The organism is Clostridium sp. NkU-1, from assembly GCA_001312405.1.
The window spans coordinates 192,630-205,137 of sequence record BBDR01000004.1 but is presented as its reverse complement, the minus strand read 5'-3'; the positions used below and the strand labels follow the sequence as shown (position 1 = coordinate 205,137).

Annotated in this window: 6 protein-coding genes and 7 pseudogenes; 3 read left to right on the top strand and 10 right to left on the bottom strand. The window is 46.5% G+C overall.

The features are described from left to right. Positions 1-78 precede the first annotated feature (78 nt). A pseudogene (locus JCM10519_RS08625) lies at positions 79-1,314 on the bottom strand (D-alanyl-D-alanine carboxypeptidase family protein). Between the two features lie 188 nt (positions 1,315-1,502). Here JCM10519_RS08625 and JCM10519_RS08620 point away from each other — a divergent pair. Both JCM10519_RS08620 and JCM10519_RS08615 read left to right on the top strand, forming a co-directional pair. Further along, positions 1,503-2,912 carry a polysaccharide deacetylase family protein gene (locus JCM10519_RS08620; RefSeq protein ID WP_054738620.1) on the top strand — a complete coding sequence of 470 codons (1,410 nt, stop codon included), beginning with the start codon at positions 1,503-1,505 and terminating at the stop codon, positions 2,910-2,912. A 369-nt stretch (positions 2,913-3,281) separates the two neighbouring features. Continuing rightward, positions 3,282-3,767 carry a VOC family protein gene (locus JCM10519_RS08615; RefSeq protein WP_347843593.1) on the top strand — a complete coding sequence of 162 codons (486 nt, stop codon included), beginning with the start codon at positions 3,282-3,284 and terminating at the stop codon, positions 3,765-3,767. Positions 3,768-4,058: 291 nt separating this feature from the next. On the opposite strand, the gene JCM10519_RS27985 is transcribed toward JCM10519_RS08615, so the two are convergent. The 3 genes from JCM10519_RS27985 to JCM10519_RS08605 all read right to left on the bottom strand — a co-directional run bounded on the left by JCM10519_RS27985 (position 4,059) and on the right by JCM10519_RS08605 (position 6,286). After that, on the bottom strand, positions 4,059-4,316 hold the full coding sequence (locus JCM10519_RS27985; protein ID WP_347843592.1) for a hypothetical protein: 258 nt from the start codon (positions 4,314-4,316) through the stop codon (positions 4,059-4,061). After that, positions 4,313-4,900 (bottom strand): GTP-binding protein, encoded by a 588-nt coding sequence (locus JCM10519_RS27980; protein WP_347843591.1) that lies wholly within the window; start codon positions 4,898-4,900, stop codon positions 4,313-4,315. The genes JCM10519_RS27985 and JCM10519_RS27980 overlap by 4 nt, the downstream gene beginning before the upstream one ends. 69 nt (positions 4,901-4,969) lie before the next feature. Beyond that, positions 4,970-6,286, bottom strand: coding sequence for a GTP-binding protein (locus tag JCM10519_RS08605; protein ID WP_054738615.1), 1,317 nt, complete (start codon positions 6,284-6,286; stop codon positions 4,970-4,972). A gap of 247 nt (positions 6,287-6,533) precedes the next feature. Here JCM10519_RS08605 and JCM10519_RS08600 point away from each other — a divergent pair. Next, positions 6,534-7,555, top strand: a pseudogene (locus JCM10519_RS08600) (PTS sugar transporter subunit IIC). 61 nt (positions 7,556-7,616) lie between these two features. On the opposite strand, the gene JCM10519_RS08595 reads toward JCM10519_RS08600, so the two are convergent. The 6 genes and pseudogenes from JCM10519_RS08595 to JCM10519_RS08570 form a co-directional block, all read right to left on the bottom strand. Next, positions 7,617-7,820, bottom strand: a complete 204-nt coding sequence (locus JCM10519_RS08595) for a hypothetical protein (protein ID WP_054738613.1) — start codon at positions 7,818-7,820, stop codon at positions 7,617-7,619. Between the two features lie 21 nt (positions 7,821-7,841). Continuing rightward, a pseudogene (locus JCM10519_RS08590) lies at positions 7,842-8,494 on the bottom strand (TrkA family potassium uptake protein). A gap of 18 nt (positions 8,495-8,512) precedes the next feature. After that, positions 8,513-9,869 (bottom strand): annotated as a pseudogene (locus JCM10519_RS08585) (TrkH family potassium uptake protein). A gap of 87 nt (positions 9,870-9,956) precedes the next feature. After that, positions 9,957-10,744 (bottom strand): annotated as a pseudogene (locus JCM10519_RS08580) (metal ABC transporter permease); the annotation flags it as partial. Positions 10,745-10,746: 2 nt separating this feature from the next. Beyond that, positions 10,747-11,453: pseudogene (locus tag JCM10519_RS08575) on the bottom strand (metal ABC transporter ATP-binding protein). Then, positions 11,446-12,329: pseudogene (locus JCM10519_RS08570) on the bottom strand (metal ABC transporter substrate-binding protein); the annotation flags it as partial. The pseudogenes JCM10519_RS08575 and JCM10519_RS08570, both read right to left, overlap by 8 nt. Positions 12,330-12,508: the final 179 nt, after the last annotated feature.

Below are 12,508 nucleotides of genomic sequence, written 5' to 3'. Positions count from 1 at the left end.
CGGCAAAATACCCTGCAAGCGGTACACAGGTTCTTTTTTGTGTACCGCTTGCAGGGTATTGTTTATCCCATGAATATCTTACAGATTAAAGGCCCTCCAAAGACGCTTAAAGTAATCCGTAAATTTGGCTTCCCTGACTGCCTCGGCAGTTAATATGGGAACTTCTCCTATCTTTTGCCCTCCAAGGGTGTAAACAAGATTTCCAGCCTTCTGTCCCTCTTCTACCGGTGCAGAGATGGAAGGTTCCAGTTCCAGCTTCTTTTCAATGGTGGAAAAATCTTCTCCCTTAAGGCTTAAATAAGAAAAAGATCCCCCATATTGCAAGGCCACCTGATCCGTTACTCCGTTATCCACCACCATATCGGGAAGAGGAAGCATTTCCTTATCCTCATACAGCTTGCAGTTGGCATATCCATAGTTTAAAAGGGTCTGGGCATCGGCAAACCTGACCTTGTAATCCGGAGCCGCCATAATCGAAGCAATGAGGCGGACCCCCTCCTTTTCCGCTGTTGCGGAAAGACAATACTTTGCCACTGATGTGGAGCCGGTCTTTAAACCGGTCACTGTAAAATTCGTAGCCATCTTTAAAAGCTTATTGGTATTGGAAAGGCCGAATTCCTTTGTTCCCTGCTTTGTCACATGGGTGATATTCTCCATCCAGATGGTGGAATAGTTATGAATCTGAGGATATTTGGTAATCAATTCCCTTGACATAACCGCAATATCCCTGGCCGTCGTCACATGGGTGCCCGATTCGGTAAGTCCGCAGCAATCTTCAAAATGAGTGTTTGTCATCCCAAGTCCTGCCGCCCGTTCATTCATCATCCTGACAAATTCATCCTCTGTTCCTGCTATGTATTCCGCCATGGCTACGGAGGCATCATTCCCGGAAGCGATTACAATGCACTTGATCAGGGTTTCTACCGTCTGTACTTCTCCTTCTTCCAGGAAAACCTGAGAGCCTCCCATGGACTTTGCGTGAGCGCTGGTCACCACTTCATCTGTCAGCTTGATTTTGCCGGAATCCAGCGCATCAAAAATAAGTATCAAAGTCATAATTTTCGTGATACTGGCCGGACTCCTTTTTTTCATCCGCGTTCTTTTCATAGATAATCTGACCGGTTGACGCTTCCATCAAAACGGCGCTGGGTGACTGCAAAGCCGGACCGCCCGACTCGTTCACCTTTTTCGCCTCTTCTGCCTGGATAATCATGTCCGAGCTACCGCCACATCCGGCTCTTGCCCTGCTGCCGGAAAGCATAAACAGAAAAATAGCAGAAGACAGCTTAATATTAATGCCGTAACTCTCTTCATATGATACACGATCCCCTAAAATTCCTTTGTATCATTGTATGGGACTGCTTCCCGTACATATGCCATTTTTTCCAAAAATAATTAACATCTTTTCGTTTCATCTTCTGGTAAAGTATGCTATACTTGTATCGGGTATGTTTAAAATCTATCAATACTGCCCCAATACTACAGAATTAAGAGGTTTAGCTATGAACAGACATGATTTTCGTGGACGAAATTCTGGCGGAGGCCGGAACAACACATTACAGGTTATCCTGATCGTTCTCCTTGGAATTTTAATCGTTACCGTATTGACTCTATGCGGAATTATGATTAACAAAAAGTTAAAATATAAGGCATTGCCTGCCGATACTTCAGTTGCAGAGCTTCCTTCCGGAGATGGAACACTGGATCCTTCCCCGGAAGAGGCCACTGCAAGCGAACCATCCAGCGAAGAGAAATTAAAAGCCCTTCTTTCCCAGGCAGAAGCCCTTTCTTTGGAATATGATTATGACGGGGCGATCAGTCTTCTCCAGTCTGACCCCGATTTCAGCACAAGTGAAGAAGTGACTTCTGCAGTTGCCGGTTACAATACCGCCAAGGAGGCCCTGGTACGGTTCAATCCTCAGGATGTCACCCATGTTTTTTTCCATTCCCTTATCGCAGACACTTCAAAAGCCTTTGACGGGGATTCCAAGCAGGGGGGTTACAACCAGATGATGACCACCAAATCTGAATTTCTTAAAATAATGCAGTCTATGTATGACAAAGGGTATGTTCTTGTAAAGATCCATGACCTGGCTTATGAAACGAAAGATGAAAACGGCAATCCAAAATTTGTTTATGGTGATATCATGCTTCCTCCGGGAAAGAAAGCCTTTGTCCTGTCACAGGATGATGTGTGCTATTACGAATATATGCAGGGCGACGGGTTTGCCACCCGCATTGTCATCGGAGAGGATGGATATCCCACCTGCGAGATGACAATGGCTGACGGAAGCGTTTCTGTTGGCGACTATGATCTGGTGCCGATTCTTGAAGACTTTATAAAAACCCATCCCGGCTTTTCCTACAAGGGAGCCCGGGGAATCCTGGCATTTACCGGTTATAACGGGATCCTGGGATATCGGACAGATGAATCCTATAAGACCACGAATCCCAATTATGAAGCAGACCGGGAACAGGCTGCAAAGGTAGCTCAGGCCTTAAAGGATCATGGCTGGGAGCTATCCTCCCACAGCTGGGGCCATCGGAATATGGGAATCATATCCATGGAACATTTTAAGGCAGACAGTGACAAATGGGAACGCAACGTTGAATCCCTGATCGGACCCACAGATATTATCCTCTTCCCCTTTGGAAGCGATATTGGAAGCTGGACTCCTTATACCGATAATAATGAGCGTTTTACATATTTAAAATCCCTTGGCTTCCGTTATTTCTGTAACGTAGACGCCAGCAAGCCGACCTGGATGCAGATGGGCACTGACTACTTCCGCCAGGCCCGCAGAAACCTTGACGGATACCGGATGTTTTATTATCCTAACAGCTTAACGGACTTATTTAATGTTCCTGATGTTTTTGATCCGGCAAGACCGACACCGGTACCTCCAATGTAATCTGAAAACAAAAACCATAAAGCCGGCGCCTCCAGTCAGGCAGGTGCTTTTAGAAGAGGGTGTCGCAAATTGTTTTTTTCATACAAGATATTGGTGTTGACCAAATGGCCAGAGTCCATATCTTGTTGAAATTTTACAATTTGCGACACCCTCTTTTCTCGCCTTAACGAGCCTGTCACCTCTGTTTTTGCCTCCATAAGGGCGGAGTGGTTTTGCCGTCAAGTTCTTTTCCAGCAGTATAAATACCTGCTCCCAAATGAGGGGAGGGAACTTTCTCCAACAAGATGGAAGAAAAAGGAAAAATCACTTCTAAAGGATAGAAAAAACAGCCGGACTTTGTTATACTGAAAATAAAATGCAGTCTCTTATATGGATGAGCCTTGTAAAATATGGGTAAATTTTATATTCGCTGTCATTTGCAAAAGACAGATAAGACATATAACAGGAATAATATTCAGGAGGTCCATTATGAAAAGGTCAATGATGCAGGCATACGTTACAAGAAGTGATAAGGCTGTGGCTCTTTATCAAAAAGCTTTTGATGCTACTCTTATAAGCAGTTATCCTAACAGTGACGGGACATTTTATCATGCTGAGTTAGATATTCAGGGAGAAATTTTAGCAGTGGCAGAACGGAATTCAGAATATGCCATTCAAGGCGGGGAAACAATTACAGGCAATGCAATGCAGTTTTGTCTTCATTACGGAGAAGGAAATGAGGATATGGTGAGGAAAGCATATGAAATATTGAAAGCAAATGCTAAAATTCTTATGCCCCTTTCACCATGCGAATATAGTCCACTGATGACAGATTTAATTGATAAATATGGAATCAGGTGGTGCTTGTTTGTGTAGCGGCCTCATGGTGCCATTACGAACAACGTGAGCAATTTGCCCGTATATGCAGCATTTTACTGAACCTCGGAATATGTAAATTAATCTCCATAACGCAATAAGGCCGCCCCGCTGTTTTTTTTGTCAGCAGGGCGGCTTTCTGTCATCCCAGAATCATGCCATGGGAAACAATCTTTACTTCTTAAAACTGCACATATCCCTTAATTGGCTGAGCCGGAACCACAGACTCCGCATACAATACAGGCCCTTCTCCTTCATAATCCTTCCAGAATTCATATGCAATTTTTGCCTTTACACGAACCCATTCCTTTGTTTCCAGTTCCTTGGCTTCCCTGGCTTGGTGACAAAGCCCAAAAAGGTCATATCATCCTCGCAGCAGGTCATTGCCATTCGTCCGGGCACAAAATAATTTTTCGGGAAATCGGGAGTCTTCAGAACCATAGCAGTAAATTCCACGGTCTTTCCTTCATAACGGTCCCGTCTTTCCATGCAATCAATATACCAGATCCCATAAGCTTCCGGCGAAATGCTCACCACCTCTGCACTCATATCATAGGGAAGATCTTCCTCAGAAATCTCATTGATCTCGCCCTCGGAATCTTCAAATACAATCTCTCCCTTAGGCACATCGCCTTAAGGGTCCGCCGGTAACCGGATAAGTCTTCTATTCCGTCGCAGCGGTTGCAAATGACCATCTCCGAATTACGGACCATGGAATACAGCAAAGGTTTCATATTGGCTGAGTACAAATCAAAGGTGGACATATCGATCAGGGTGATCTGCTGGTAGATTTTCCAATCATCAGGAAGCTTTAGGTCATCTAAATTCCACATTCCATTCCACTCGATCAAAACCCGTTCCGGATTATAAAGCAGTTCCAGCTCTAAAAGCCTGTCCGGATTCAGTTCCTCTATGCTCTCTATAAATACACCTGCTGTCCTGGTACGCTTTAACAGCGACTGGTCATATTCGGTTTCACCGTCTTCGCAAACAATCAGCAGCGTTTTCTCATCAGACTGAAAATAATCCTGCTCCATGGTGAACTGAAGGAATTGGGTCTTTCCAGACTCCAAAAATCCATTTATAAGGAATACCGGCATAAAGTCGTCTTCCATTGTATCCGTGTTGCTCATAGTTTCCTCTTTCCTACCCTTTTTCTCAGGGCATATAGGTATCCCTGTAAGGGGTTCCCTCCATTCTGCTTATCTTCCAAAGGACTTCTTAAGTTCTTCTTCCTTTAAATTCGCTCCGATTACACAAACCTTACCGGTATATTCCGGAGCTCCGTTTCGGATCTCGTATTGCTCCGGAACCAAGTCAAAGTAAAGCCATGTGCCCTTTTCCTCACCTGGAATCATGCCCTTGGCACGCAGTACATCTCCAAAATCATCTCCATAAGCCAGTTCATCAAGAATCTTATCCAGCTCTTCTTTGCTCATAGGAGCTACATTCTCAAGGCCCCAGCTGCTGAATACTTCATCCGCATGATGATGGTCATGATCATGTCCGCAGCCGCATTCCTCTCCATGATCGTGGTGATGGTCATGATGGTGCCCTCCGCAGCCGCACTCTTCTTTCTCATGGTCATGGTGGTGGCCTCCGCAGCCGCACTCTTCTTTCTCATGGTCATGATGGTGGCCTCCGCAGCCGCATTCTTTTTCCTCATGGTCATGATGATGGCCTCCGCAGCCACACTCTTCTTCCTCATGGTCATGGTGGTGGCCTCCGCAGCCGCACTCTTCTTTCTCATGGTCATGATGATGCCCTCCGCAGCCGCACTCCTCTTCCTCATGGTCATGGTGGTGGCCTCCGCAGCCGCATGCTTCAACATGATCGTGATGGTGGTCATGACCGCAGCCACAGCCCTCCTCATGATGATGGCGGCGTTCTCTCACTTCTTTCATCAAATCCTCTGCCATGGTATCCGGTTTTTCTATAATTTCCAGAAGCTGTTTTCCGCTCAGTTCTTCACATGGAGTCGTCACAACAGAAGCCTTTGGATTCAGCTCCCGGATGATCTGGACTGCCTGATCCACCTTGTCGGAAGGAGCGATATCGGTACGGCTTAATACGATTGTTCCTGCATTCTCGATCTGGTTATTGAAAAACTCTCCGAAGTTCTTTCTGTACATCCTGCATTTCTGCGCATCCACGATGGTGACCGCACTGTTTAATGTCACTTCCACCTCAGAAGCCACATCAACAACCGCTTTCATGACATCGGATAATTTACCAACGCCTGACGGTTCAATGATCACACGGTCCGGATGGTATTTTGTCAGCACCTCTTCAAGGGATTTACCGAAATCACCTACCAGGGAACAGCAGATACAGCCGGAATTCATTTCCCGGATCTCAATCCCCGCATCCTTTAAAAAACCTCCGTCAATACCGATCTCACCAAATTCATTTTCAATCAGGACAACCTGCTCTCCGGCAATGGCTTCCTGCAGCAGTTTCTTAATAAAAGTCGTTTTTCCAGCCCCAAGAAAACCGGAAATAATATCAATTTTCGTCATATCAATAGGTACCTCTTTTCTTTCCAGAGTTTTACATGAAATTACATTTATTTATTGTGTCACAAACCTTAAACAAAGTCAAGCAGCGGCCCATGGGTTTTTCCTGCAGATATTGTTTAAAAATTATCAATTTTTACAAATTTCTGCATAAATATTTGCAATCCGGTTATTTTATGGTAGAATACATGGCAACTGCTTTGACAAAGGTCAAATGTGTGCACCATACTATTTAAAGGAGATTTTTATTATGGAAAAATGCGGCGTAAAAGAGTTCCTGAAGAGGAAAAACGTCACAATTACTGTCCAGACCTATCTCATTGATGCATTGGGTGCTATGGCATTTGGCCTTTTTGCGTCTCTTTTGATCGGAACCATATTCGGTACTCTGGGCCAGCAATTCAATCTCGCTATTTTTATTGTGATTGCGGACTACGCAAAAGCCGCCACCGGAGCGGCCCTGGCGTTGCCATTGCCTATGCCCTTCACGCCCCTGCCTGGTCCTTTTTTCCGCAGCAACCGTAGGTATTGCCGGCAATGCTCTCGGGGGACCTGTGGGCGCTCTTGCCGCAACAGTGGTTGCAGCAGAGCTTGGGAAGATCGTTTCAAAGGAAACCCGGCTGGACATTCTGGTCACCCCTGGAGTGACCATCATTTCCGGAGTCCTCGTGGCACAGTCCATAGGACCAGGCGTAGCAGGCTTTATGAACTGGTTTGGCGTCCTTGTGAAAACAGCTACCGAATTACAGCCATTGTTTATGGGAATCCTGGTATCCGCCCTCATCGGCATCGCCCTGACCCTGCCCATCAGCAGCGCTGCCATCTGCATCGCCTTATCCCTTGACGGACTGGCAGGAGGTGCTGCCACAGCCGGCTGCTGTGCTCAGATGATCGGCTTTGCCGTACTCTCCTTCCGGGAAAACGGAGTAGGCGGCCTTATGGCCCAGGGCCTTGGCACCAGTATGCTGCAAATGGGAAACATCGTGAAAAATCCAAAGATCTGGATCGCCCCCACCCTGGCTTCCATGATAACCGGCCCCATAGCAACCATGGTATTCCAGCTAAAAAACATACCAGCAGGCTCCGGCATGGGCACCTGCGCTGGTAGGCCCTATCGGCGTTTACACTGCAATGAAAGGCGGGCCTTTCATGTGGTTTGGAATCCTGATGGTCTGCTTCCTCCTTCCTGCCCTTCTCACCCTGCTCTTTGGTGAAATACTTAGAAAAATCGGCTGGATTAAATTCGGAGACTTAAAATTGGATTTGAAATAATGGAAAACCGGAAGGAGGATGCCCTAAAACATATGGGCATCCTCCTTCATTCTTTTCCTCTTTATGATTCCTTCTTTTCCTCATCAGCATTTCCAAAGATGCATTGATTGCATCCTCCGCTGCAATGGCTGCAGCACCCGCCGCAATGACCGCAGCCGCCTTTTCCCTTATTTTTAATGAATTGCCTGATCGAAATACACACCAGCACCAAAATGACAAGGGCTACTAAAACCGTCGAACCGTTAGAAGCTAACCATGCAGGCATAACAAACCTCCTATTGCTTCCCTACTTTAGTTCCTTTAATATATGCTCAATATGCTCTCTTTTGCCAATGACCATCAAATGCTCCTGAGCCTGAATCACATAATCTGCCGGCGGCATGAGCTGAGCCCTGCCTTCCCGCTTGATTCCAAGGACACTGATATGATACCGGTTTCTGATATCCATTTCCCTTATGGTCTTATGCACCCATTCCGGAAGAGGAGGAATCTCATAAATGGAATATTCCGGTGTCAGCTCAATATAGTCAAACACATGATCCGTGCTGTACCGGACAGCCAGCTTTTCTGCAATGTCCCTGTCCGGATAAATGACCTCATCCGCACCGTTTCTCAGCAGGAATTTGGCATGAATGTCACGGTTTGCCTTGCTGATGACTCTCCTGCCCCCAGCTCCTTGACCAGGCTGGTAATTTCCAGACTGCTTTGGAAGTTCGTTCCGATGCATACAAAGCACAGATCGAAATTAGCTATTCCCAGGCTTTTTAAGACTGTTTCATTGGTGCAGTCACCGATTTTTGCGCTGGTCACATAAGGAAGCAGGTCTTCCAGGCACTCTTCTTTCTGGTCCACGATCATGACATCGTTTCCAAGCTTTGCCATATTAAGACACAGATGATGGCCAAACCGGCCGAGTCCAATAATTAATATTGATTTCATGATTTCACTCCTTTTCCTCTAACCTACATTGATGGTTTCCGCTACTTGTTCCACATGAGCCTTCCGCTGGCTCTGGCAAATGCCAGGGCAAATGACAAGCTTCCGATCCTTCCGCTGTACATGAGAATAATGATGATCACCCGTGATACAGGATAAAGATCCCTGGTAATGCCTGTGGTCATTCCTACCGTTCCGATGGCTGATGCCGTTTCAAACAGGATATCCGAAAATCCCAGAGGCTGAATTGCCATAATGGCAAGAGATGCGGAAAGAGCCAAAAACAGGTTGATGGTCAAAATAGCGCCTGCCCGCTTAATGACGTTCTCTTCCAGGCGCCTTCCGAAAATATTGACCCCATAGGTCTGCTTAATATTGGAATGTACGCACATAAGAAGGACAAAGATCGTCGTGGTCTTAATTCCTCCTGCCGTTGACCCGGGGCTTCCTCCGATGAACATGAGGATTATGGTAAGCAGCTTGCTTCCATCGGTCAGCGACGCTGTATCGGTGGTATTAAAACCGGCTGTTCTGGCTGTTACAGAACTGAACATGGACGTTAGGATCTGTCCGCTGGCATTCATTCCCACCAAAAGATTGTTCCTTTCCAGCAGATAGAAAAGGAATCCGCTTCCAAAAACCAGAACCCCGGTGCTCACCAAAACCATTTTGGTATGGAGCATGTATTTTTTTAAAGTGAAGCTTGTTCTTATATAGATCTTCCCATACGATAAAACCGATACCGCCTATAATGATCAGAGACATAATGACCAGATTCACCAGCCAGTCATCGTAATAGGAGACAAAGGAACTATAGGGCGCCTGATGTCCCATTAAATCAAATCCAGCATTGCAGAAGGCGGAAATGGAGTGGAAAATGCCGTAAAACAGCCCCCGCCAGAACCCGTATTTCGGAATAAAGCGGAGGGCCAGAAGGATGGCTCCTGTTCCTTCAAAGAGAAAGGTTCCTTTTATAATCCCTTTCGCCAGCCTTACAACTCCGCCGATCTGCAAGGTATTGACGCTTTCCTGCAAAAGACCTCTCTCTTTTAATCCGATCTTCCGTCTGAGCACAATGGAAATAAACACGCCAACCGTTACAAACCCAAGACCGCCGATCTGTATCATCGTCATAATCACCATCTGTCCAAACAAAGACCACTGGGTCCAGGTATCCCTGACAATCAGTCCTGTCACACAGGAGGCGCTGGTAGCGGTAAACAGACAGCTTAAAAAAGTCTTCAGACTGCCCATCCCTGCTGGAAATCGGAAGCATCAAAAGAAGGGCTCCTGTCATGATCAGACAAAAAAATCCATAAGCAATAAACTGCGTCTGGCTTATGTGCCGTCTGGCACGTTTTAATTGTTTTTCTTCCATGTTCATCTCACTGACTTTCCTCTTTTCTTGCGGTCCCATGGCCCGCTTTTTATCGGCCCGGCTCATTCTTATCCCATAGCCTGCAGCTGAGAAAACCAGAAATGCCGCCAAATTCACCATCACCACACTGGCTCCCGCGGGGTGGAATAACGATAGGAGGCCATCATACCGATCACAAAACACACGACCGACAAAATCCCTGAACATATAACCACTCCCCGGAAGCTTTTAAACACGCGCATGGAGGTAAGGGAAGGAAAAATAATGAGGCTGGAAATCAGCATGGCTCCCATCATCCTCATTCCAAGAACAATGGTAACTGCGGTTAAAACCGCAATCAGAACATTGTACCAGGATACTCTCACTCCCGTTGCCCTTGCAAAGCTTTCGTCAAAGGTCACAGCAAAGATTTTATTATAGCAAATCAAAAACAGGCCCAGCACAAGAAAGGACAGGATCACGCTTAAACGGACATCCTCTTTGCTCATGGCCAGTATGCTTCCAAACATATAGCTGCTCACATCCGTTGTCATTCCTGTTGTCATGGAAGTGATGATAATGCCTGCTGCCAGGGCAACGGCAGATATCATGGCAATGGCTGCATCGCTTTTTATCTTTCCATTCTCTGTGATGCGCAGAAGGAAAAATGCGGCCACCACCACCACGGGCACGGATATCCTTAAAGGGGACCAGCCAAAGGCCACCGCAAAGGACAGGGCTCCAAAGGAGACATGAGACAGTCCGTCACCAATCATGGAATACCGTTTCAGCACCAGGCTGACGCCTAAAAGGGATGCGCATAAGGAAACCAGGATTCCTCCTGCCAGGGCCCTTACCAGAAACGGATAGGACAGCATTTCACCAATTATTCCCATCTTTACGCACCTCCTGTATCAATAAATCCGGCATTGCTTTTTAAATAGTCCTCAGTTGGTCCGTAAAACAGGACCTCCCGTTTTAAATGAAGGATCTTGTCCGCCTGCTTCACTACATTGGCAATATCATGGGACACCATCAGAATGGCAACCCCTTCCTCACGGTTCAATTTGCGGATTATTTCATAAAATTCCGTTATGGCAGAGGGGTCAAGACCTGTAATAGGCTCATCCATGATCAGAAGCTTATCAGTGGCGCAGAGTGCTTGCAATCAGGGTTCTCTGCTGCTGGCCCCCTGACAGTTCCCGGTAGCATTTTCCGGCAAGGGCTTTAATCCCCAGCCGTTCCATATTTTGAACCGCAAGCCTTTTTTTCCTTCCCTGAATAAAAGGGCCGGATTCCTCTGCGGCTTAAACAGCCGGATAAGACCACTTCATAAACCGTTGCCGGGAAATCCTTCTGGGCCGCAGTCTGCTGAGGCAAATAACCGATTCCGCTTTTTTTTAGTTCATCAGACACGGATATAACGCCGTCTGTAGGCTTTAACAGCCCTAAAAGCCCCTTCATCAAAGTGCTCTTTCCGGAACCGTTCTCTCCAACGATGCAGACATACTCCCCTGGATTAACGTCCATCGTCACATCCACCACAGCATCCTGGTTCTCATATCCAAAATCCACATGACTGCATTGTATTAATGGCTCATTCATCCAATCCTCTTGTTAAATTAATCACATTCTGTTCCATAAGATCAAGATAAGTAATACCGCTGTCAAACTCCCGCCTTGAAACATTGTGGCAGGAATGAAGCAAAAGGGTTCTGCCCCTGTCTCCTCTGCAATGATCTCAGACACCCGGTGGCTGGAAAGCTCCAGGTAATAGATCACCGGAATCTGTTCCAGGCGCATTTTATCAATGAGATAGGCAATGGTTCTGGCGCTGGGTTCCGTATCCGTGCTGCATCCGGAAAACGCTGCCCGGTAGGACAGGCCGTATTCGTCCGCCAGGTAACGGAAAGGAAATTTATCTCCTACAATGATCATATCCCGCTTTTTATTCTCTGCCACCTTGCGAAACTCTCCGTCAAGCTTTTTAAGCTTATCAAGGTACGCCTTTGCTCTCTCTTCATAATAGCTCCGGTTTTCAGGATCCTTTTCTGTAAGGGTATCCCGGATAGCCTCCACCAGAGTCATGGCATTCACAGGGGAAGTCCAGATGTGCTCATCATATTCTATGTCCCCGCCATGGTCATCCCCGTCTTCCTGGTGCTGGTGCTCTTCCTCTTCCATCCCTTCCACCAGTTCTTCCTGTACCGTATCCACATAATCCATTCCCGTAACAACGGTCATGGCACTGGAATCAACCGCGTTAAGAACCTGGGAAAGCCAGTGCTCCAGGGCTCCCCCGTTGCATATTAAAACATCTGCCTCCCGGATGGTCTGTACATCTGCAGGAGTTGGCTCAAAAGAGTGACTGTCCATTCCTGCCGGAACTACCATGGTCAGCTCCACTCTGTCACCGGCTACTTGTCTTGTAAAATCATAGTATGGAAACAGGGTCGTCACGACCTTGAGCTTAGGCTCTCCCGTATCAGAGGGCCTGTCATTTCTGCTGCAGCCCCATAAGGCCACGGCTGCAAAAGGAATGGCCAGGCATAAAAACAGGAGTTTTTTTTAAGCTGTTTTTATTCATTTTTCATCTCCTATCTGATTCCATTTGCATAGTATAGCACATTTTAAACAGAAGGAAAAGGACAGTTTTTTTA